The organism is Arthrobacter sp. NPDC058288, from assembly GCF_042880995.1.
Classification (GTDB): domain Bacteria; phylum Actinomycetota; class Actinomycetes; order Actinomycetales; family Micrococcaceae; genus Arthrobacter.
The window spans coordinates 13,400-35,707 of the sequence record NZ_JBHVYH010000002.1; the positions used below are offsets into that span (position 1 = coordinate 13,400).

Annotated in this window: 20 protein-coding genes; 9 read left to right on the top strand and 11 right to left on the bottom strand. The window is 66.1% G+C overall.

From position 1 onward, the window contains the following. Positions 1-30 precede the first annotated feature (30 nt). From ACFVWT_RS08810 to ACFVWT_RS08825, 4 genes are all read right to left on the bottom strand, one after another. On the bottom strand, positions 31-531 hold the full coding sequence (locus ACFVWT_RS08810; RefSeq protein WP_390247183.1) for a DUF456 domain-containing protein: 501 nt from the start codon (positions 529-531) through the stop codon (positions 31-33). 127 nt (positions 532-658) lie between these two features. Then, positions 659-1,870 (bottom strand): NADP-dependent malic enzyme, encoded by a 1,212-nt coding sequence (locus tag ACFVWT_RS08815; protein WP_390247185.1) that lies wholly within the window; start codon positions 1,868-1,870, stop codon positions 659-661. Positions 1,871-2,176: 306 nt separating this feature from the next. Further along, entirely contained in the window at positions 2,177-2,752 is a 576-nt protein-coding gene (locus tag ACFVWT_RS08820) for a TetR/AcrR family transcriptional regulator (protein ID WP_390247187.1), read from the bottom strand. A gap of 139 nt (positions 2,753-2,891) precedes the next feature. Next, positions 2,892-4,208 carry an MFS transporter gene (locus ACFVWT_RS08825; RefSeq protein WP_390247189.1) on the bottom strand — a complete coding sequence of 439 codons (1,317 nt, stop codon included), beginning with the start codon at positions 4,206-4,208 and terminating at the stop codon, positions 2,892-2,894. A gap of 100 nt (positions 4,209-4,308) precedes the next feature. Between ACFVWT_RS08825 and rraA the strand changes: the two genes are divergently transcribed. The 3 genes from rraA (at position 4,309) to ACFVWT_RS08840 (ending at position 8,238) form a co-directional block, all read left to right on the top strand. Continuing rightward, positions 4,309-4,839 (top strand): ribonuclease E activity regulator RraA, encoded by a 531-nt coding sequence (gene rraA, locus ACFVWT_RS08830; RefSeq protein WP_390247191.1) that lies wholly within the window; start codon positions 4,309-4,311, stop codon positions 4,837-4,839. A gap of 111 nt (positions 4,840-4,950) precedes the next feature. Further along, positions 4,951-6,603, top strand: a complete 1,653-nt coding sequence (locus ACFVWT_RS08835) for an MDR family MFS transporter (RefSeq protein WP_390247193.1) — start codon at positions 4,951-4,953, stop codon at positions 6,601-6,603. 195 nt (positions 6,604-6,798) lie between these two features. Further along, entirely contained in the window at positions 6,799-8,238 is a 1,440-nt protein-coding gene (locus ACFVWT_RS08840) for a sugar porter family MFS transporter (protein WP_390247195.1), read from the top strand. A 99-nt stretch (positions 8,239-8,337) separates the two neighbouring features. Here the strand turns inward: ACFVWT_RS08840 and ACFVWT_RS08845 are convergent, their stop codons facing one another. The 5 genes from ACFVWT_RS08845 to ACFVWT_RS08865 form a co-directional block, all read right to left on the bottom strand. Then, complete coding sequence (locus ACFVWT_RS08845) at positions 8,338-9,564, bottom strand: MFS transporter (RefSeq protein WP_209741935.1); 1,227 nt, start codon at positions 9,562-9,564, stop codon at positions 8,338-8,340. Positions 9,565-9,589: 25 nt separating this feature from the next. Beyond that, positions 9,590-10,039 (bottom strand): MarR family winged helix-turn-helix transcriptional regulator, encoded by a 450-nt coding sequence (locus ACFVWT_RS08850; RefSeq protein ID WP_390247197.1) that lies wholly within the window; start codon positions 10,037-10,039, stop codon positions 9,590-9,592. 135 nt (positions 10,040-10,174) lie between these two features. Then, positions 10,175-11,329 carry a mannitol-1-phosphate 5-dehydrogenase gene (locus ACFVWT_RS08855; protein ID WP_390247199.1) on the bottom strand — a complete coding sequence of 385 codons (1,155 nt, stop codon included), beginning with the start codon at positions 11,327-11,329 and terminating at the stop codon, positions 10,175-10,177. Next, positions 11,329-13,296, bottom strand: coding sequence for a PTS mannitol transporter subunit IICBA (locus tag ACFVWT_RS08860; protein ID WP_390247201.1), 1,968 nt, complete (start codon positions 13,294-13,296; stop codon positions 11,329-11,331). The genes ACFVWT_RS08855 and ACFVWT_RS08860 overlap by 1 nt, the downstream gene beginning before the upstream one ends. A 58-nt stretch (positions 13,297-13,354) precedes the next feature. Then, a complete protein-coding gene (locus tag ACFVWT_RS08865; RefSeq protein WP_390247203.1) occupies positions 13,355-14,083 on the bottom strand; it encodes a TetR/AcrR family transcriptional regulator in 729 nt (242 codons plus the stop codon). Positions 14,084-14,244: 161 nt separating this feature from the next. On the opposite strand from ACFVWT_RS08865, the gene ptsP reads away from it, so the two are divergent. From ptsP to ACFVWT_RS08890, 5 genes are all read left to right on the top strand, one after another. After that, positions 14,245-15,930 (top strand): phosphoenolpyruvate--protein phosphotransferase, encoded by a 1,686-nt coding sequence (gene ptsP / locus ACFVWT_RS08870; RefSeq protein WP_390247205.1) that lies wholly within the window; start codon positions 14,245-14,247, stop codon positions 15,928-15,930. A 32-nt stretch (positions 15,931-15,962) separates the two neighbouring features. Then, a complete protein-coding gene (locus ACFVWT_RS08875) occupies positions 15,963-16,241 on the top strand; it encodes an HPr family phosphocarrier protein (RefSeq protein WP_209741930.1) in 279 nt (92 codons plus the stop codon). Between the two features lie 61 nt (positions 16,242-16,302). After that, positions 16,303-16,701, top strand: coding sequence for a helix-turn-helix domain-containing protein (locus ACFVWT_RS08880; RefSeq protein WP_390247208.1), 399 nt, complete (start codon positions 16,303-16,305; stop codon positions 16,699-16,701). Between the two features lie 98 nt (positions 16,702-16,799). Further along, positions 16,800-17,030 (top strand): hypothetical protein, encoded by a 231-nt coding sequence (locus ACFVWT_RS08885; protein ID WP_390247210.1) that lies wholly within the window; start codon positions 16,800-16,802, stop codon positions 17,028-17,030. Positions 17,031-17,138: 108 nt separating this feature from the next. Beyond that, positions 17,139-18,491 (top strand): FAD-binding protein, encoded by a 1,353-nt coding sequence (locus ACFVWT_RS08890; RefSeq protein ID WP_390247212.1) that lies wholly within the window; start codon positions 17,139-17,141, stop codon positions 18,489-18,491. Between the two features lie 7 nt (positions 18,492-18,498). Here the strand turns inward: ACFVWT_RS08890 and ACFVWT_RS08895 are convergent, their stop codons facing one another. Further along, on the bottom strand, positions 18,499-19,719 hold the full coding sequence (locus tag ACFVWT_RS08895) for a PucR family transcriptional regulator (protein WP_209741928.1): 1,221 nt from the start codon (positions 19,717-19,719) through the stop codon (positions 18,499-18,501). 236 nt (positions 19,720-19,955) lie between these two features. On the opposite strand from ACFVWT_RS08895, the gene ald reads away from it, so the two are divergent. Beyond that, positions 19,956-21,074, top strand: coding sequence for an alanine dehydrogenase (gene ald, locus ACFVWT_RS08900; RefSeq protein ID WP_209741927.1), 1,119 nt, complete (start codon positions 19,956-19,958; stop codon positions 21,072-21,074). 85 nt (positions 21,075-21,159) lie between these two features. Here the strand turns inward: ald and ACFVWT_RS08905 are convergent, their stop codons facing one another. Next, complete coding sequence (locus tag ACFVWT_RS08905; protein WP_390247214.1) at positions 21,160-22,257, bottom strand: Gfo/Idh/MocA family oxidoreductase; 1,098 nt, start codon at positions 22,255-22,257, stop codon at positions 21,160-21,162. Between the last annotated feature and the right edge of the window lie 51 nt (positions 22,258-22,308).

The following is a 22,308-nucleotide window of genomic DNA, read 5'->3' on the forward strand; positions in this document are numbered from 1 at the left end:
GTGGTGCACGCTTGGCGGCCGCTGGGAGGACTAGCTGACCGCCGCCACCCAGACGCCGATCACCCAGGTGCTCGCGGCAAGGCAGGCCAGGCCGAATTCCACCAGCATGCCCACGCCTGTGGCCTTCAATGCTGCCCAGCTGGTGGTCATGGCGGTCCGGAAATCGCGCGTGCGGTGGGACTCACTGAGCAGCAGGCCGGCGGCGAATCCCACGAAAAGACCCACCACCGGAATGAGGAACATGCCCACCACGCCAAAGACGAGACCCACCGCCACGCTGCGGCTGGGGATGCGGTGCTCCCTGAGCTTCCGTCCCGTCAGCACTGCGCTGGCCGCCATTCCCGCCAGCACGAAGGCCAGGCCCACCCCGAACACCACCCAGCCGGCCGTTCCGGCGCCGCCCCAGATGGCCCAGGCCAGCAGGCTGAGTCCGATGAGGATGCTGCCCGGCAGCACGGGGATAACAGTGCCGGCCACCCCCACCACGATGGCAAGGCCGCAGAGGACAGTCACGAGGATCTCGGGGTTCATGCCCCCCAGTCTAGGGTTGCCAGCGCGCGGGCCGGGGACGGCGGCCGCTGACAAAAACGACGACGGCGGCACCTCCCCAGCACGGGAGGCACCGCCGTCGAACTTCCTGGCGGAGGATACTCCGCGGTTACTCCGCCTCGACCGCTGCGGCCACGGCGGCGGAAACGGCCGGTGCGACGCGCGGATCCAGCGGGCTGGGCACGATGTAATCGGCGGACAGCTCAGGTTCGGCCAGTTCAGCGATGGCGCGGGCGGCAGCAAGCTTCATGGCGGGCGTGATCCGGCGGGCACCGGCGTCCAGCGCCCCGCGGAAGATTCCCGGGAAGGCCAGCACGTTGTTGATCTGGTTGGGGAAGTCACTGCGTCCTGTGGCCACAACGGCGGCGTAGCGTGAGGCGACCTCCGGCAGGACTTCGGGATCCGGGTTGGAGAGGGCGAACACGATGGAGCTGTGGTTCATGAGCTTGAGGTGCTCCTCGTCCAGCTTCGAAGAGGAGACTCCGATGAACACGTCGGCTCCGAGCAGCGCCTCGCCGGGACCGCCGGTGATGCCGCGCGGGTTGCTGCGCTGCGCCATCTGCGCCTTCTTGCTGGCTGGATCGGCCGCGATGTCCGCACGGTCCTTGTTGATGACGCCCCGTGAGTCGAGCAGGACGACGTCCTGGATGCCGGCGGTGAGCAGGATTTCGGCGACGGCAATGCCGGCGGCGCCTGCACCGGAAACCACTACGCGGAGGCCTTCGAGTTCGCGGCCGGTCACCTTGGCGGCGCCGGTCAGCGCCGCGAGGGCCACGACGGCGGTGCCGTGCTGGTCATCGTGCATGACGGGGCAGTCCAGGGCTTCGATGAGCTTTTCCTCAAGCTCGAAGCAGCGCGGAGCAGAGATGTCTTCAAGGTTCACGGCGCCGAAGCTGGGGCGCAGGCGGACCAGGGTCTCCACGATCTCGTCCACGTCGGTGGTGTTGAGCACCAGCGGGATGGAGTCCAGGTCACCGAAGGCTTTGAACAGCGCAGACTTGCCTTCCATGACGGGCAGGGAGGCGCTGGGGCCGATGTTGCCGAGTCCCAGCACGGCGGTGCCGTCGCTGACCACAACAACAAGCCGCTGGGCCCAGGTAAGGGTCTTGGCGAGTTCCGGCTCGGCGTGGATGGCGCGGCTGACCTGGGCGACACCCGGGGTGTAGGCAATGGACAGATCGCGCTTGCTGGACAGCGGAACCGTGCTGGAGATGGACAACTTGCCGCCCTGGTGGGCTTCGAAGATCTCCTGGTCGGTCAGCACCGTTGCTTCCTCGGAGGAAGCGGAGCTGTCAGCGGGAGTGATGGTTTCAGTGGACACGTCGTTGTCTCCTGGGGCTAGCCGTGGGCACACGGCACATGAAGGCTCAAGCACATAGGAGGCTCAAGAAGGGCTGGCTGGAAATTCTGCGGCCCAAGGGATGGCGGGACCGCGGTGAAGCTCCTGCAAGGTACGGGCTGCTAGCCACTCCGGTCCTGCAATGGTAGACAGATGCGCGACGGCTGAGTGGACACTGGGCCGACCACCATGCCTGATAAAACGTTTTATCAACGCCAGAAGTGACTCACGTCACCAATATTTACCGCAAAACCGCTCCGACTGGTCTAGACCGGTTACGGCGCACTGCTAACACCGGGTGAGCAGGGAGCAGGCTTTCTTCAGGTCTTCCTCCGCCTCGAACAGCGACAGCCGGCGGCAGCGCACGGCCTGCACCAGGCCGGAAACGGTCAGCAGCAGCACACGTGACTTGGCGGCGTCGCCACTTGCCACCGTGACGGCCTGCTCGGCAATGACGTCGATCTCCCGCAGGAGAACCGTGGTGTCCTTGTCCTTCGCATAGACGCCCTGGCTCAGGCACTGCTCCACCGCAGGCTGCATCAGCCGCATGTGGAAAATCTCCATCACCACACCGGCCATGGAATGGACACGGTTCCCGCCGGACTCCGGCCAGCTTCCCACCTGCAGCTCTCCCAACTGCTTCCGGTAGAGGCCCAGCATCAGATGGGTGGGGGAAGGAAAGTACCGGTACAGGGTTCCCAGCGGGACGTTGGCCTTAGCGGCCACCTCGGACAGGCTCACGGAATCCAGCCCTTTCCGGGCGAATCCTGCGGCGGCATCCAGGATCCTGGCGTAGCGGATCTGTTGTCTGGGCAGGGTCGGCGGCGAAGCCATGGGGGGAAGATCTGGATTGAGTTCAAGCATCAGCAGCGTTCCGGGAGTGGGTTTCGGACAGCGGTCAGGCGATCCCCATCACAGCACTGCCGCAGCAATTCGAGTCCACTATACGGCACCGGCCATGGCGCCAATTAGTCAAAACGGTGGGCGCCGCAGTCCGCCCGTTTCAGTCCACGCCTTTGATCTTCACCACGAACACTGCGCCTAGCAGCCCGATCACTGCGGCCGCGATGTACAGGGAAACGTAGCCGCCCCAGAGCGTGACGAATGGGAACGCAATGAGGGGCGCCAGGACCTGCGGGAGCGAATTGGCAATGTTAATGACCCCGAGGTCCTTGCCGCGGTCCAGCGCGCTGGGCAGGACCTGGGTGATGAGCGCGAAGTCCACTGCCAGGTAGGCGCCGAAGCCGATCCCCAGGACTGAAGCACCGGCTATGGCGCCCGCCCAGTTGGGAGCGAATGCGAGGATCAGCGACGCGACGGCGATGATCACGGACGAGGCGATGACCAGCGGCTTCCGTTTGCCCATGCGGTCGCTGAGCGGACCGCCGATGACACTGGTGATGATCACCATCACCGCGTACAGGCCGGTGAGGATCAGCACGCCGAAGGCCGGCTCGATCCCCTGCGTTTCCTTCAGGCGCACCGCGTCCGTCAGGAAGAAGAGCAGGTACAGGGTGACCATGTGGTTGCCAATGTTCACCAGCAGTCGGGTCAGCCAGGCCCAGGCAAAGTCCGGATACAGAATTGGCGAAATCCAGAACCCCCTGGCGAAGCCGGCCAGGCTGAAGGGCGGGCGCGCCTGCGCGGGCAGCGGCACGTCGTCGCTCTTGAAGAAATACAGTGCCACACCGGCAATCAGAGCCGCCGCGCAGACCAGGTACCCCACGCCGAAGTTCCCACTGACGGCCGCGGCGATCACCGCGCCGATCAGAATTCCCACCGTCTGACCCATAGCGGCGAGCCCGCCCACCGCTCCCCGCTGCGGCACCGGAACGCGGTCCGGGATGGCGGCGGTAATGGCGGCGTAGGCGCCGTTGCAGCCTGCCTGCACCAGGCACCAGAGGATGGTCATGAGGGCCACGTTCGGGGCGCCGGCCAGGGCAATGAGTGCGGCTGCGCCGAGGACCGCCCCGAATACGACCCACGGCACCCGGCGGCCCAGCCGTGACGTGGTGCGGTCGCTGAAGGCGCCAAAGAGCGGGTTGGCCACCAGGGAGACTGCCGCTCCGGCTCCGGTGACGAGTGCCAGGATGGCTTCCTTGTCGCCTTCGCTGAAATGGGCGGCCTGCTGGCCGAGCAGAACCTGGATGGGGCCGAAGAAAGCCGCATTGATTCCAACATTCACCAGCACCACGCCGGTGGTCCAGAGCGGACGAACGCGCCGCTCCGGTTCGGCGAGCGCCGCCGTCGAACCTCCCGCTGGGGGCGAAGCCACAGCGGAAGGGTCCGGGACGCGCCCCGGCAGATCGGACAGGCTCATGGCGGCTCCCCCCAGGAACTGATGATTGGTGTCCGATCAGACTATCGTGAGCATCACGGCCCGCACGCGGGTTTTCCACAGCCGCTTCCAAGGAGGACCAATGACCGCTTCCGCAGCCACCCCGGAAAGTCCCGACAACGAGGGCATCCCGGAGAGCCGCAGAATCAACACTGCCGACCTTTACGACGAACGGGGCGAGGAACTCGACTCCATCGCGCTGCAGTTCCAGTCGCTGGGCGGGCTCTCCCACTTCAGCGGACCGGCCCGCACCATCCGGTGCCTTGAGGACAACGCCCTCGTGAAGTCCACCCTGGGAACCCCGGGCGAGGGCGCCGTGCTGGTGGTGGACGGTGCCGGATCCCTGCGGACAGCGCTCATGGGGGACATGATCGCCGCGAGCGCGGTCGCCAACGGCTGGGCCGGCGTCGTCATCAACGGGGCCGTCCGGGACCGCGAGGTCCTGGCCGACCTGCCGCTCGGCGTCAAGGCGCTCGGCAGCAATCCGCGCAAGAGCACCAAAACCGGTGCGGGCGAAACGGACGTTGAACTGGAGATCGACGGCGTCACAGTGCGCCCGGGCGCCATGATCTGGTGCGATCCGGACGGCATCCTGGTGGAACGCCAAGGTTAATTCTTCATTTCGCAGCGGCTTCGCAGGACAAAGGGAACAAATCGCAAAGTAAGATAGTTACTGAAAGCAACTATCAAGCTTGATTCCCTTTTTCTTTGTAATGGAGCAGTCATGTCCAAAACCGCCGCCGGGCCCGTAGCCGGGGACGTCCTGACCAAGCGTCAGACCATCACAGTGATGGTGGGTCTCATGCTTGGCATGTTCCTTTCCTCGCTGGACCAGACCATCGTGTCCACGTCGATCTACACCATCGCCAACGATCTCGACGGACTCTCCCTCCAGGCCTGGGCCACCACGGCGTACCTCATCACGTCCACGGTGAGCACCCCCCTGTACGGCAAGCTCAGCGACATCTTCGGACGCCGCCCGCTCTACCTCGCCGCGATCGTAATCTTCCTGGCGGGCTCCCTGTATGCCGGCTCGGTGCACTCCATGACCGAACTGGCCATCGCCCGCGGCATCCAGGGCATGGGCGCCGGCGGCCTGCTGGCCCTCGCGCTGACCATCATTGGCGACATTGTGGCGCTCAAGGACCGGGCCAAGTTCCAGGGCTACTTCATGTCCGTCTTCGGCATCTCCTCGGTCCTCGGCCCCGTGGTGGGCGGCGCCTTCGCCGGGTCCGCAAACATCCTTGGCTTTGACGGCTGGCGCTGGGTGTTCTTCATCAACCTGCCCATCGGCCTCGCGGCACTGGCCGTCGTCTTCCTCTACCTGCACCTGCCCGCCAAGCACGTCAAGCAGAAGATCGACTACTGGGGCGCGGCGGCCATCACGCTGGCCATCGTTCCGCTGCTCCTGGTAGCCGAACAGGGCCGCAGCTGGGGCTGGACCTCGGCGGCATCCCTCCTGTGCATCGGACTGGGCGTGGTGGGCATCATCGCGTTCCTGTTGGCCGAGAAGCGTGCCGGCGATTATGCCCTGATTCCGCTCCGGCTCTTCCGGAACCTCACGTTCGGCCTGTCCTCATTGCTGAACTTCATCATCGGCATCGGCATGTTCGGCGCAATCGCGATGCTCCCGATGTACCTCCAGCTGGTCAAGGGCCTCACCCCCACCGAGGCCGGCCTGATGATGATCACTTTCACCGTGGGCATCCTGACCGGTTCCATCACCGCCGGACGGACCATCTCGGCGTCGGGCACCTACCGGATCTTCCCGATCCTGGGCACGGCCGTCCTGACCGCCGCAGCCCTCGTGATGGGCTTCTCGCTGGGTGTGGACACCGGGCTCTGGGTTCCGGGCGTCATCGCTGTCTTCTTCGGCCTCGGCCTGGGCTTCTGCATGCAGCCGCTCACGCTGGCCATGCAGGTGTCCGTTCCGCCGAAGGACATGGGCGTAGGAACCTCCTCCGCGGCGTTCTTCCGGTCCATGGGCGGTGCCGTGGGCACGGCGGTCTTCATCTCCATGCTGTTCAGCCTGGCCGCGGACCGCATCGCCACGGGCATGAAGGACGCCATGCAGAACGCCGACTACCTGAAGGTCCTGAAGGACCCCGCTGTGGCTGCCGATCCCGCCAACGCCAAGCTGTACGAGTTCTTCCAGAACGGCGCCACCAACGATTCCCTCAATGACACCAGCTGGCTGCACACGGCCAACCCCGTGCTCACCCGCCCGATCACCGAGGGCTTTGCGCAGTCGATCGACGCCGTGATGCTCACTGCCGCCGTGCTGACCGGGATTGCCTTCCTGATCAGTTTCGCGCTGCCGAAGAAGAAGCTGACGGACCCGAAAGCTGCTTCAAAGGAAGCGGTGGCCGCCCACTAAGCCGCTTGGCCGGGCGTACGTCACGGGAGGCAGCCTTTTAGGCTGCCTCCCGCTTCGTTTCCGCCCCTAAGTGGAACCTCACAGCGTGAAGTGGCACACTGTTTAGCGCGTGTGCGCCGGCCAACAGGGCCGGTTCCGTGGTCAACGATGTCCGCACAGCTAAAACCCAACGCATCAAAATCCCAAGGGAGATCCATGTCCACATCCAGCACCGAAGGCCGCCCTGGCGTTCCCCGCAAGGTGATCGGCCTCGCAATCGCGGGAGCGGTGGGCGGGTTCCTCTTCGGCTTTGATTCCTCCGTTGTCAACGGCGCGGTGGACGCCATCAAGGGCGAATTTGCCTTGAGCGAGGCCGTCACCGGCTTCGCCGTGGCCGTCGCCCTCCTGGGCTGCGCCGCCGGCGCCTTCCTGGCGGGCAAGGTGGCCGACAAGTACGGACGCATCCCCGCCATGAAGCTCGGCGCCATCCTGTTCCTGGTGAGTGCCGCCGGCACCGGCTTCGCGTTCGGCGTCTGGGACCTGATCTTCTGGCGCCTGGTGGGCGGCCTCGGCATTGGCCTGGCCTCCGTCATTGCCCCGGCATACATCTCGGAGATCTCGCCGCGGCACGTCCGCGGCCGGCTCGCTTCTCTGCAGCAGCTTGCCATCACCACGGGTATCTTCGCCGCCCTCCTCTCCGACGCGCTGTTCGCCAACTCGGCAGGCGGCGCGGACCAGCCGCTTTGGCTCGGACTTGAGGCCTGGCGGTGGATGTTCCTCGCCGGTGCCGTGCCGGCCGTCGTATATGGCTGGATCGCCTACACCCTGCCCGAATCCCCGCGCTTCCTGGTTTTCAAGGGCAAGGAGGACGAGGCACGCAAGGTGTTCCAGACCATCGCCCCGTCAGAGGACACCGACCGCCACATCCGCGAAATCCAGACCGCCATCGAGGAAGACAAGCTTGCCGGCCAGAAGGGATCGCTCCGCGGGAAAGTCTTCGGCCTGCAGGCCGTGGTGTGGATCGGCATCACGCTGTCAGTGCTGCAGCAGTTCGTGGGCATCAACGTGATCTTCTACTACTCCACCACCCTGTGGAAGGCCGTCGGCTTCCAGGAGAAGGACTCGCTCACCATTTCGGTGGCCACGTCCGTCACCAACATCCTGGTCACCCTCGTGGCCATCGCACTGGTGGACCGCATCGGCCGGCGCCCCATCCTGCTGGCCGGCTCTGTGGGCATGGCTGTTTCGCTGGGGGCCATGGCCCTGGCCTTCGCCTCGGCTACGGGATCCGGCGAACAGATTTCGCTGCCCGGCGCCTGGGGCCCGGTTGCCCTCGTGGCTGCGAACGTCTTCGTGGTCAGCTTCGGCGCCTCGTGGGGCCCGCTGGTGTGGGTGCTGCTGGGTGAGATCTTCCCGTCCCGGATCCGCGCCCGCGCCCTGGGCCTCGCCGCGGCTGCCCAGTGGATCGCCAACTTCGCCATCACCCTGAGCTTCCCCGTGATGGCGGCAGGTTCGCTGCCGCTGACGTACGCCATGTACGCGCTGTTCGCGGCGGCGTCGTTCTTCTTCGTGATGTTCAAGGTGCCGGAGACCAACGGCATGTCCCTGGAGCAGGCGGAAACGCTGTTCGTGCCAAAGGGCACCGTCAAGGTCTAGGTTTCCGGCTCCGCGCGAGCGTACAGATAAGGCCCATGTTGATGAAGAACATGGGCCTTATCTGTTGTCCGGGCCGGGTCCGCCGGCCGGCGGTTCCGCCTAGACCACGTGGGGTTCGTGGGCCGCCAGGTAGCGGCGTCCGCCGAAGGCAATCGCGATGGCAACCACCATGGCCAGGGCGCCGGCGAAGAACGGAACCTGCGGGCCGAAGTGCTCACCCAGCTGGGCGGCCGCGAACGGTGCCAGGGCGCCGCCCATCCAGCGCACGAAGTTGTAGCCGGCTGACGCCACCGGCCGCGGCGAGTCGGAGACGCCCATGGCCAGTTCCGTGTACACCGTGTTGTTGATGCCCAGCAGCGCACCTGAAACCACCACCAGTACGACGACGGCGGGAACCGAGTGCCCGGCGGCCAGCCCCAGCCCGGCCAGGTCCAGCATCAGGACCGCCAGGGTCCCGGTGAGCACCTTGGTGGCGCCGAAACGGTTCTGCAGCGCGGGCGCCACAAAGACCGAGAAGACCGCGACCGCCACGCCCCAGCCGAAAAACACGCCGCCGATGCCGTAAGCGTCCATGCCGAGGATGAACGGCGTGAAAGCCAGGATGGTGAAGAAACCGTAGTTGTAGAACAGGCCGCTGGCCGCCGTCGTCCGCAGCCCCTTGTGGCCCAAGGCGAGCAGCGGGTCGCGGAGCCTGACCTTCCGCTCCGGCAGCGGGGTGGTGGGGAGCAGCGCGATGAGGGCGATAAAGGCCGCTGCCATGAGCACAGCGGTGCCGAAGAACGGTGCCCGCCACTGCCAGCCGCCCAGCAGGGCACCCAGGAGCGGGCCGAGGGAGATGCCCAGGCCCAGTGCCGCCTCATAAAGGATGATCGCCGTTCCGGCGCCTCCGCTGGCGACGCCCACAATGACGGCAAGGGCGGTGGCTACAAAGAGCGCGTTGCCCAGGCCCCACCCGGCGCGGAAGCCGATCAGTTCACCCACGCTGCCCGACATTCCGGACAGCGAGGCGAAGACCACGATCACCGCCAGTCCGATCAGCAGGGTCTTCTTGCCGCCGATGCGGGACGACACAAAGCCGGTGACCAGCATGGCCACCGCCGTGACCAGGAAATAGCTCGTGAACAGCAGCGACACCTGGCTTGGGGTGGCGTCCAGGTTCTTGGCAATCGCCGGGAGGATCGGATCCACCAGGCCGATGCCCATGAACGCGAACACCGCGGCGAGGGCCGTGGCCCACACCGCCTTGGGCTGCTTGAGCAAGGAGGCCTTCTCGGCTTCCAGGGTTTCTTCTACTGCTGGCCGCGTGGCGGCGAGCTGGCCTTCCATGAAGGGCACTCCTCAGTCGTGGGTATTAGTTGTGAAGGGTTCCATTGATCTTTTCGATCACCGGGAGCGCGGCGGCGAGGGCCTGCCGGTCATCATCGGTGAGGGTTTCGAGGATTCCGGCCATGACGGCATTGCGCCGCTCATTGGCGGAGTCGACGGCGGCACGGCCTTCCGCGGTCAGCACAACCCGCACAGCGCGCGAATCGTCCGGATCGGGGTCGCGGCGCACGAGGCCGGCCTTCTCGAGCTTGATGATCTGCTCGGTGGCACTGGGCACCCGGACGCCCAGGTTCCTCGCTATTTCGCCGACCCGGACGCCGTCGCCGAGGAGCATTTTGAGTGTGCTGAGCTGTGCGGCGCTGAGCTCGCCTTCCGCGTCGAGGCGGCGGACCAGGTAGACGCTGTGGCGGAGCGCTTCCCGGAAATCCTGGGCGAGGGTCTGCAGCGGGGCAGGCGTCGACTGAACATTGTTCATAGTTAGGTACCCTAACAGTTAGGGTACCTAAAAATCAATCGGAAGCTGTCTCACTACCTGCGTCAAAAGCACAGACGCTCCCCCACCCGGCCAGGCGGGGTGAGGAAGCGTCTGCGAGGCAAAAGCGGGACAGCCCTAAGCCTTGACCTCCGCCTTGACCTCTTCCACCAGCGACTCGACGGCTGCGAAGAGCGGATGCCCGGGTGTCAGGCCAGTCACCTTTTCCGTGGCCTCAGCGGCCGTGGACGATGCCACGATCTGCGCCAGCTCAGCTGCCTCGGCGTCGGCGGGATCGTTGAAGCGCAGGGCAGCAGCAATGGCACCCAGCAGCGCCTCGGGAACGATTCCGCGTTCGGCAAGTTCCGCTGCCGGGCCGATGAACCGCTCGTGCCGGCTGAGCTTGCGCAGCGGAGCCCTGCCCACCCGGTTCACGGTGTCCGGAAGGTGCGGGTTGGTGAAGCGGCCCAGGATCTTCTCCACGTAGGCTTCCTGCTCCTCGCGGTTGAAACCGTGCTTGTGGATCAGCAGCTCCTTGGTCTCGTCCAGGACGGCGCGCACATCCGCGGCGACATCCTGGTCGGCCATGGCCTCGGAGATCTTGCCGAGCCCCGCTTCGAACCCGAAGTACGCAGCCGAGGCGTGCCCGGTGTTCACGGTGAACAGCTTCCGTTCGATGTAGGGCTCCAGGTTGTCCACAAACGTGGCGCCCGGGATGACCGGCACATTCTCCCCGAAGGGCGTGCGGTCGATGACCCACTCGTAGAACGTCTCCACCGTGACATCCAGGCCCTTGCCCGGCTCCTGGTTGGGCACGATCCGGTCCACGGCCGTGTTGGCGAACACCGCCGCGGCCTCGAGCGGTCCGGTAGCGGGGTCCCACTGCGCCGCCACTTCGTCCCGCAGGATGTCCGTGGCGTTGATGGCGTTCTCACACGCCATGACCTGCAGCGGGGCCAGCCCGGCAGCCCTCGCGGCGATGCCCTTGGCAATCACGGGAGCCACGAACTTCAGGATGTGCGGCCCCACCGCGGTGGTGACGACGTCGGCCGTCGCGATTTCCGCCACAACGTCCGCTTCCTGGGTCGCGGAGTTGAGCGCCCGGAAGTTGTCAACCGTCCGGACCGTGGGGTTGTCCCCCACCTCGTGGACGTCATAGCTGTCCGCGGCGGCGAGCTGTGAGATCAGCTCCTCCGCGACGTCGGCAAACACGAGCTCGTAGCCTGCCTGGTGCAGCAGCAGGCCCACAAAGCCTCGGCCGATGTTCCCGGCTCCAAAATGGACAGCCTTCACTATGCGTTGACCTTCCCGAACAGTTCCAGCACTTCATCAACCGTGGTGGCTGCCTCGAGCTGTGCCACCTGGGCTTTGTTGGTGAAGACCTTCGCGATGGAGGACAGGATCTGCAGGTGCTCGTTGTTGATGCCGGCGACGCCCACCACGAACTTAACCTCCTTGCCGTTCCAGTCAATGCCGTTCGGGTAACGGATCACGGACACGGCGGACTTCATGATGTGGTCCTTGGCGGCGTTGGTGCCGTGCGGAATGGCCAGGAAGCTGCCCATGTACGTCGACACGGATTCCTCGCGTTCGTGCATGGCATCGATGTAGCCGCTGTCCACGGCACCGCGGTCCAGCAGCAGCCGGCCCGCTTCGTCGATGGCGGCGTCGCGGGTGGTTGCCGTGCCGTTGAGGACAACGCTGTCAGCCACCAAGATGTCCGACGGCGTTGCGGCTTCAGCAGCTGCCGGGGCGGCGGTTGCCACCGGCGCCGCAGCGGGAGCAGCTGCGTCAGCCGTTCCTTCGGTGTTGCTGCTCTTGACCAGCTCCACGATCTCGTCGTACCTGGGGCTGTTCATGAAGTTGTCCACGGATACGTGCACGGCGCTGGCTGTAGCCGGCTTGGCCCGTTCGGTCAGGTCCTGGTGGGTGATGACCACGTCGTAGGTGTCGCTCAGGTTGGCAATCGCGGAGTTGGTGACCTTGACGTCTGGGAAGCCGGCCGCCTTGATCTTGTTCCGCAGCACCGAGGCGCCCATGGCACTCGAGCCCATGCCGGCGTCGCAGGCAAACACGATGTTCTTGATGGGTCCTGCCATCACGGCGGTGGTTGCCCCCGCACCGGTCAGGGTCGAGGAGATGGAGCTCTTCTTGCCCTTCATGGCTTCCATCCGGGAGGTGGCGGCGCCCAGGCTGTCCTCCTCGGTTTCACCGACGGGAGTCTTGCTGGCCTTCAGGATCACGGAAGCGATGAGGAAGGACACTGTGGCGGCGAGCAGCACGGACAGTGCAACCCCGAAGTAGCTGTCGCTGGCGGTCGCAGCGAAGACGGCGATGATGCTGCCCGGAGCTGCCGGGGAGCGCAGGCCGGCGCCGGTGAGCACCAGCGTGAAGATGCCGGTCATGCCGCCGCCGATTGCGGCCAGGATGATGATGGGCTTCATCAGCACGAAGGGGAAGTAGATTTCGTGGATGCCGCCGACGAACTGGATCAGGGCGGCGCCGGGGGCTGACGCCTTGGCCAGGCCCTTGCCGAAAATCATGTAGGCAAGCAGGATGCCCACGCCCGGGCCGGGGTTGGCCTCGAGCAGGAACAGGATGGACTTGCCGTTGGCGAGCGCCTGCTCCGTCCCCAGCGGCGTGAGGATGCCATGGTTGACGGCATTGTTCAGGAACAGCACCTTGGCCGGCTCGATGAAGATGCTGGTGAACGGCAGCAGCCCGTTGGTGACCAGGAATTCGACGACGGCGCTGGCGCCGTTACTGAAGGCCTTCACCACCGGACCGATCACCAGCATGCCGAAGATGGCCAGGGCCGCTGCCACGATGCCTGCGGTGAAGTTGTCGATCAACATCTCAAAGCCCGGCTTGACCCGGCCTTCCCAGACCTTGTCCAGCTTCTTCATGATCCATGCGGTCAGCGGGCCCATGATCATGGCGCCGATGAACATGGGGATGTCCGTACCGACGATCACACCCATGGTCGCGGCAGCGCCAACAACGCCGCCGCGGACGCCGTGGACCATGCGGCCGCCGGTGTAGCCGATGAGAAGCGGAAGCAGGTAGGTGATCATCGGGCCAACGAGCTTGGCCAGTTCCTCATTGGGAGTGAAGCCCGCCGGAATGAAGAAGGCCGTGACGATGCCCCAGGCGATGAAGGCGCCAATGTTGGGCATGATCATTCCGGACAGGAACGTCCCGAATTTCTGGACGCCAACCCGCAGGCTGGTGCGGGGTTTTGCAACTGCCTCTGTTGCCATGTGATTTCCTAACCGTGATTCCTGCTGCACCGCAGGATGGTCCGATATTTTCGACGACTTAGCTGGTGGAACTGGTGGAGATCCGGTGGAGCCATTCGAGAAAGAGCTTGAGTTCTGAGCTGGAGAGCTGGTCCGAGTGCGACGCCTGGAGCGCGGCATTCAAGGCGATTGCCGCCACCACCACTGATGACTTCCCGGAAGTATCCGGTCCGGCGCCGCTGGCCTGCTCCGCGGACACCGCAAAAATCATGGCGTCGCGGGTCATGGTGGACAATTCAAGGTTGCGTTCAGCAGCAGGCTCCGCGATCAGCATGAGCGTCACTCCCACATTCGCCGCCAGAATGCTCCTGGCCGCTTCCCGCGGTTGGACGTTTAGCTGACCTGCCACGGCAGCTTTGTTCAGCATTTCCTCCATGAGGGCCTCGGCATCAGCGACGATGGCCGGACGGCTCTCAGGACGAATGTTGCCAAACATGACCAAGTACAGTTCCGGCTGGTTCAGCCCGAACTGGACGTGGTTGTCCCACATCCGCCGGATGTCTTCCAGCGGGTGTCCGGACGGCGCAAAGTCGCGTTCGCCCGCCACGTACTCTTCAAACCCCGCCGCGACGACGGCGTCGAACAGCCCTTCCTTGTCACCGAAGTGGTGATAGAGGGTGGGAGCGGAGACCCCTGCCAGCTGGGTGATCTGGCGGGTGGAAACGGCCGCGCCCCCGGAGTTGGCCAGCAGTTCGGCGGCTGCACGCAGCAACCGAACTTTGGGCGGAAGCTGGCCATCGAAACTCATAACCGCTACCCTAGCACCTATAGCAACGCTATATGAAGTGCATCACATACAATTTTTTCAGGCACCGCAAAAGCCGTCGGACGTAGCCGTCGCGACGGTCCGGGCAATCGCCCGGGCAACGAATGGCGGGGCCTGCTTACGGCAGAGAACGAGGACCTTCAGTGCAGAAATTCCAAGGAGTAGGCGTCAGCCCCGGCCGGATCATCGGCACCATCCGCCAAATGCCCAAGCCCATCAGTGAGCCGCCGGCAGGCGAACAGTTGCCCGCCGGCGTCACGGCCGAGGACGCGACAGCCGCCCTCAAGGCGGCCTCCCAGGCCGTGCACGACGAACTGAAGGCCCGGGCCGCTCACGCCACGGGTGACGGCAAGGCAGTCCTGGAAGCCACGGCACTCATGGCCAAGGACACCATGCTCATCAAGGGTGCCGCCAAGCTCGTTGCCCGCGGCGTCTCGAGTGAGCGCGCCATCTGGGAGTCCGGCTCCTCCGTCTCGGAGATGCTGCACAACCTGGGCGGCTACATGGCCGAACGTGCAACAGACGTCCTGGATGTGCGCGCGCGCATCGTCGCCGAGCTGCGCGGCGTGCCCGCGCCGGGCATCCCTGCCTCCAACACGCCGTTCGTCCTGGTAGCCGAGGACCTGGCGCCCGCCGACACCGCAACCCTGGACCCGAACAAGGTCCTCGCACTCATCACCGCCGGCGGCGGCCCCCAGTCCCACACCGCAATCATCGCCCGCTCCCTCGGCCTGCCGGCCGTGGTGGCGGCGGTCGGGGTGGACGAACTCCCGGACGGCACGGAAGTTTATGTGGACGGCGCGGCCGGCAGCATTACGGCCGAGCCCGACGGATCGCTGCGTACCGCAGCGGAAGCATGGGCAGCCACTGCTTCCCTCCTGGCCGAGTTCAGCGGAACGGGCGCGACGGCGGACGGCCACCTCGTGCCCCTCCTCGCCAACGTTGGCGGCGGCAAGGATGCGGAAGCGGCCGCGAAACTGGGCGCGCAGGGCGTTGGACTCTTCCGCACCGAATTCTGCTTCCTGGAACGGGACACCGAGCCCTCCGTGGAGGAACAGGCCGCGGCCTACAAGAGCGTTTTTGATGCCTTCCCGGGTAAGAAGGTGGTGCTGCGGACGCTCGATGCCGGCGCCGACAAGCCGCTGCCGTTCCTGACCGACTCCACCGAGCCGAACCCCGCCCTGGGCGTCCGCGGCTACCGCACGGATTTCACCACGCCCGGCGTCCTGGACCGCCAGCTGGAAGCCATCGCCCTGGCCGAGAAGCAGTCCGAAGCTGACGTGTGGGTCATGGCCCCGATGATCTCCACGGCGGAAGAGGCCGCGCGCTTTGCCTCCATGTGCGCCGACGCCGGGATCAAGACACCCGGCGTGATGGTGGAGGTCCCCTCTGCCGCACTGACCGCCGAAGCCATCCTGCGCGAGGTGGGCTTCGCCAGCCTCGGCACGAACGACCTCACGCAGTACGCCATGGCGGCCGACCGGCAGCTCGGCCCGCTGGCCGCGCTGAACACTCCGTGGCAGCCCGCCGTACTGCGCCTCGTCGGCCTCACCGTTGAGGGCTCGCGCGCCGAGGGCCACAACAAACCCGTGGGTGTCTGCGGCGAGGCTGCGGCTGACCCGGCCCTCGCCGTCGTGCTGACCGGCCTTGGAGTTTCCACACTGTCCATGACCGCACGGTCCCTGGCGGCGGTAGCCGCTGTACTCAAGACCGTCACGCTGGCCGAGGCGCAGCAGCTGGCCAAGCTGGCGCTTTCCGCACCCAGTGCAACGGAAGCCCGCGCCTGGGTGCGCGAAAAGCTGCCCGTGCTCACCGAACTCGGCCTTTAACAGCCGCCCACCGAATCCCGTCAGGAGAAGCAATGCCCGAACGTACCGCAACCATCGCAAGCCGCTCCGGCCTCCACGCCCGCCCGGCCGCGCTGTTCGCCGAGGCGGCCGGCAATGCCGGCGTTGACGTCACCATTTCCATGCAGGGCGAGCCTGCGGAGGAAGCCCTCGACGCCGCCAGCATCCTTTCGCTGATGACGCTGGGCGCCGCGAAGGGAGACGTAGTGGTGCTGCGGGCCGACGGCGACGGCGCCGACCAGGCGCTGGATGCGCTGGTCACGCTCCTGGAGACGGACCTCGACGCCGTATAGCGGCATCGGTACTGGATCATCGATACCGGCCGGGTCGCGCAGGGGGCGCTAGGCTTTCCGCATGGCACTGATTGCTCCCCGCGTGACCGCCGGGCTTCCCGGCGATGAAGCCCTGAAACTGAAGCACGCCCTCAACGGCAGCCACGACATCACCGTGTTTGTGGACGGCACGGTCCACCGGCTGCCGCCCCAGGCGCGCGACGCCGTCGTGGACCTCCTGAGCCGCTTCAGCCGTGGCGAAGCGGTGACTGTCAGCAGCGTCGAGGAAATGCTGACCACGTCCCAGGCCGCTGACCTCGCCGGCATTTCGCACACGTACCTCCGCAATATGACGGACCGCGGCGAAATTCCGGTGGAGTACCGCGGCACGCACCGGCGGATCCGGCTGGCGGCCATCATGGAATGGCTGGAAACGCAGAAGAAGACCAAGGCGGCGGGCAGCAACGGCGCGCCGCTTTGATGTAGCGCCGGATGCAATTTGTGAAGCAGTGATAAGGATCAAGCAACGATCCCCGCTTACCGCCGGAACGCCGCAAAGGCCGGGGTTACCCTTTATTTGTGGGTAAGTTCAGAGGGTGGCACATTGTGGCGGGGTTCGCCGCCATGCTGCTGACTGCCGCCCTCGGAACAGCCATGGGCCTGAACAACACTGCCGCTTTTATGGCCAGTTGCGTGGCTTTTGTTGCCGTCTCCAAAGGCTTGGAGAGCCACCTCGCCCGCCGCCGGCGTGAAGCCGCTGTCCGCCTCCTCGAGCAAAGCCAGTCCCGCACGCCGATCGAGGACCGCTGACGCAGCTGAACCTTGGACGGCCGTTGACACGGGGCGCAGCGGCTCACCAAACTTGTTAGCGGTAACAGTCTGCCGATGGCCCCGATGGTCCGGCGCGAAAGGGATGCAATGCGCACTGTCAGCGAACTGCCCGGTATTAGCGGCGGCACGGGAGCCGGAAGCTCCGCTCCGGAATTGAACTGGGCCGGAAATTACCGCTATACGGCCGCTTCAATCCACCGCCCGCGGACCCTCGAAGAAGTCCAGGAGGTGGTGGCCGGCGCCTCGAATATCCGCGCCCTGGGGTCCCGGCACTCGTTCAATGCCATCGCCGACTCCCCGGGATCGCTGGTCTCGCTCGAAGACCTGGATCCCGGCATCCGCATCGATGCCGCCACGCGCACCGTCACGGTCTCCGGCGGAACCCGCTACGGAACCCTGGCGGAAAAGCTGGAATCGGACGGTTACGCGCTGCCCAACCTGGCCTCCCTCCCGCACATCTCCGTGGCCGGCGCCATCGCAACCGCAACACACGGCTCCGGCGATGCCAACGGCAACCTGGCAACGTCCGTCGCCGCGCTGGAAATCGTGGCAGCGGACGGAAGCGTCCACCACCTCAACCGCGGCAGCTCGCCCGACTTTGACGGCGCCGTCGTCGGCCTTGGCGCCCTGGGCATCGTCACCAAGGTGACGCTGGACATCGAACCAACCTTCACGGTGCGGCAGGACGTCTTTGAAGTCCTTCCCTGGGAAACGGTCCTGGGAAATTTCGACGCCGCCACCTCCAGCGCTTACAGCGTCAGCCTGTTTACGGACTGGAGCGGGGACGCCGTCGCGCAGGCCTGGCTCAAGAGCCGCGTGTCCGGGCCGGCCGCACCCGGCGCCGGCCCGGCGGCGTCCCTGGCCGGCGAGGCCTTCGCCGCCGGAATGTTCTTCGGCGGCACACGCGCCGTCCGAGCCCGGCACCCCCTGCCCGGGGTCTCGGCTGAAAACTGCACCGAACAACTCGGGGTTCCGGGGCCCTGGTCCGAGCGGCTGGCCCACTTCCGCATGGCCTTCACACCCAGCAGCGGTGAGGAACTGCAGAGCGAGTTCTTCGTCCGCCGCGAACACGCTGTGGCCGCCATCGGGGAGCTCCGCGCCCTCTCGGACCGCATCACCCCGCTGTTGCTTGTCTCCGAAATCCGCACCGTGGCGGCGGACAAGCTCTGGCTGAGCACCGCTTACGGCCAGGATTCGGTGGGGTTCCATTTCACCTGGAAGCAGCGGCAGGACGAGGTGGAGAAGGTGCTCCCCGTCATGGAGGAGGCCCTGGCGCCATTCAACGCCCGGCCGCACTGGGGCAAGCTGTTCCATGCCGGCGCCGATGCCGTGGCCGCCCTGTACCCGCGCTTTTCCGACTTCAAGGACCTTGCCGAACGGATGGATCCGGAGCACAAATTCCGCAACGAATTCCTGACCCGGAAGGTCTTCGGGGAGTAAGAGCGCGCTAGATCCTCGGCCGCCCTGCCCAGCGGCGTGCCTTGAGCGCCGCATGGAGTTCCAGCCGGACCATGCCCTTCAGCGGATCCACGCCGAGGACCTGCCGGATGCGGCCCAGCCGGTTGTAGATACTGCTCCGGTGCAGATGCAGCCTCGTGGCGACGTCCTGCACTGAACCGTCATTGTCGTACAGGAGTTCCAGTACGGGCAGGAGCTCACCGTTCCGGTCGTGGTCTTCCAGGATGCGCCAGTAGACGGATCCGGCATCGGCCCAGGCACCGGCGCCGCCACCGGCGGAGGCCAGCAATTGGTAAACACCGGTGGCCCGGCAATCCACCAGTTCGCCCAGCTGGGGATCCACGGCGGCGGCCTGCGCGGCCTGCCTGGACTGCCGGTAGGCGTCTGCCAGTTGGCGCGGCTTGGCGAAGCCTTCGCTGGTTCCGAGGATGATCCGGTGCACCGGCCGCCCGGACCGCTTGGCAAGTTCCAGCTGGTAGTGGACCAGGACCTGCGCATGCGCTGCACGCCCGGTGGATTCCCGGAACAGGACCACGGCGTGGGTTTCCGTGCCGGCACTGAAGAGCGCCGCGTCCACCCCGATGGTCGCCTGCAGGGCCGAGGACCGGTGGATCAGGGTTGAGGCGATGGGGTCGGATCCCTCGGCCCAGCCATCCGCGTCGAGCACCGTGACGAGCTGCCACGGGCCGCGGCCCTGCACTTCCTTCCAGCCGGCCACGGCGGCAACGGCATTGGCTTCGCCGCGGCAGGCACTCAGGAACTCCTGCTCCCTGCGGCGGCGGAACTCCGATTCGGCCGTGTTCGACTCCAGGAGCAGCCCGGACAGAAGCTCGAGTTCGTCCCGGACGCCGGGCAGCTGGGTGAGGATCGCCGTCGCGCTTTGGTCGTCAATGTCCTGCTGCACCCACAGGTAGCCGACGCGGAAACCGCGGACCAGCAGCGGGACGCAGACGCGTCCGAGCATGCCAAGATCCTCGTTGGCGGGTACGACGACGGGACGCACCGCCGTCGCGATGCCGTGCGATAGCTGCCACGCCTTCACATCCGCCGGCACGCGTTTGCTGAGCAGGAAGTTCACCCGGACCCGGTCCGCGTGGGACTGGTTGGAGCTGTAGGCGAGCAGGACGCCGTCGAGGTCCTCGAGCGACAATCCACGGCCGAGCTTTACGGCTACCTGCTCCACGAGCTGTTCCACGTCCTGCTGGTGCATGGTTGCCACCTTACTGCCCGCCGCCGCCGGAACGTGAACGGACAGCAGGCGACACCTGACGCTTCGCGGCTCGACAGATGTCTAGCCGACAATTCCGAAAAGCCCGGAAATAAGCGGAAGGCCGCCCGCCCGCCTGCCGCGATCCTGTCAGCTACCTCACACACGGATTTATTCTGGAAGTACCAGACTCCCCGCACGTCCGGCCCACAAAGGCCACCAACAATGGAGCCCAAGAAATGATCATCGGCGTCCCCAAAGAGATCAAGAACAACGAATTCCGCGTGGCCATCACCGCCGCCGGGGTCCACGAATTCCGCACCCACGGCCACACCGTCCTGGTGGAGCGCGGCGCAGGCCTGGGCTCCGGCATCACGGACGAGGAATACGCCATCGCCGGCGCCGAGATCGTCACCGAAGCCGATGACGTCTGGGCCCGCGCCGACATGGTCATGAAGGTCAAGGAACCCATCGCTGCGGAATACCACCGCTTCCGCAAGGGCCTGATCCTCTTCACTTACCTGCACCTGGCCGCCGAGCCGGAACTGACCCGCGAGCTCATCAACTCCGGCGTCACCGCGATCGCCTACGAAACCGTCCAGGAAGGCCGCACCCTGCCCCTGCTGGCCCCCATGTCAGAGGTTGCGGGCCGCCTGTCCGTCCAGGTCGGCGCCACCTCCCTGATGGCCCCGGCCGGCGGCAAGGGTGTCCTCCTAGGCGGCGTCCCGGGCGTCCGTCCGGCCAAGGTCGTCGTCCTCGGCGCCGGCGTGGCCGGCACCAACGCCGCAGCCATGGCCCTGGGCCTTGGCGCGGACGTCACCATCCTGGACATCAACATCAACCGCCTGCGCGAACTCGACGCCCAGTACCAGGGCCGGCTGAAGACCGTCGCGTCCAACAAGTACGAAATCGAAAAGTCCGTGGTTGACGCGGACCTGGTCATCGGCTCCGTGCTGATCCCGGGCGCCAAGGCCCCCAAGCTGGTCACCAACGAGCTCGTTTCCCGGATGAAGCCCGGCTCCGTGCTCGTGGACATCGCCGTGGACCAGGGTGGCTGCTTCGAGGACACCCACCCCACCACGCACCAGGAACCCACGTACAAGGTCCACAACACGATCTTCTACTGCGTGGCCAACATGCCCGGCGCGGTCCCGAACACGTCCACCTACGCCCTGACCAACGTGACGCTGCGGTACGGCGTGGCCCTGGCCAACCTGGGCGTGAAGGCCGCGTTCGAGAAGGACCCCGCCCTCGCAGCCGGCCTCAACATCGCCGCCGGCCACGTGGCGCACCACTCCGTCTCCGAAGCGCACAACCTGCCGCTCGTAGCTGACTGGCACGAACTGGTCTCCGCGTAACCTACGGGTTGCCGTCTGAACGGCAGTCATCCAACGCGTGCTGCTCCTTCGTCGCTTTGACGCACGCTTTCTGGATGGCTGCCGTTCAGGCGTTAACGGGGTGATGCGTCGCCAGTTCCCGTGCTTTTTCAATTAGTTTGAGGACCTCGATCGGCCCTGCCGGGTCTACCGGGAGGGGCAGCGGCGAGGTGGCGCCGCCGTCGTTGATCTTGTCCGCCAGGATCCGGTAGAACTCCGGGTACGCTCCCCGCTCGGTAGTCAGCCGGTCCAGGTGTCCGTCGCGGCCCAGGAGCCCGGCCCATTCGGCGTCCTCGACACCATAATCCTCGTCCAGAGGCCCTCCGCCGGCCACGATATAAGGCTCCTGCGGGTCGACGCCGTGCTTCGTAAAACCGCCCTGTGAGCCCAGCAACCGGTAGCGGGGTCCCTGCTGGGCGCAAAGCATGTTCATCCAGAGGTGGCTGACCACACCGGACTCATGCTGCAGGGCGAGGAAGACATCGTCGTCGGTCTTCTCGCCCGGCCTCCGGGCGCTAAGCTCCGCATGCGTCACTGTGGCGGGCCCGAACAGTTGCAGGGACTGGTCGATGAGGTGCGTCCCGAGGTCGAAAAGCACCCCGCCGCCGTCGTCCGCCGTGGCGTCCGCTTTCCACGCCTTGGAGACTTCCGGGGACCAGCGCTCAAACCGGGACTCGAACCTGGTCACGTCGCCCAGAACCCCGCCGTCCAGCAAACCCTTGACAGTGAGGTAGTCGCCGTCCCAGCGGCGGTTCTGGAAGACAGTCAGCACCCGGCCCAGCCGGGCGGCAAGCTCCAGAAGTTCCTGCCCTTCGGCGCTTCGCACCGCAAAAGGCTTGTCAACGACGACGTCGAGCCCCGCCTCCAGCGCGGCCTTCGCCAGCGGATAGTGCGTAGCCGGCGGTGTCCCCAGGACCAGCAGGTCGAGGTCGCCGGCGAGCGCGAAAACGTCTGCCGGAGTGTCCGCGAGCCGCGCGGCAGGGTAGCTGCCGGACGCGTCGGCCCGCCTCCCGGCGTCGGACGTTGCAATGACGTCCAGGGAGTAGGCCGGGTTGGCGGCGATCAACGGGGCGTGGAACACGCGGCCGGACAGTCCGAAGCCTGCCACCGCCGTCCGGATCGCGGGCCTGCCCTGGCCGGTGCCCGGAGTTGCTTCTGTGGTCATGGAACCAACGCTACCCCTGGAGGGGAGATGCGGGGACGGCGAAGGCCGGCA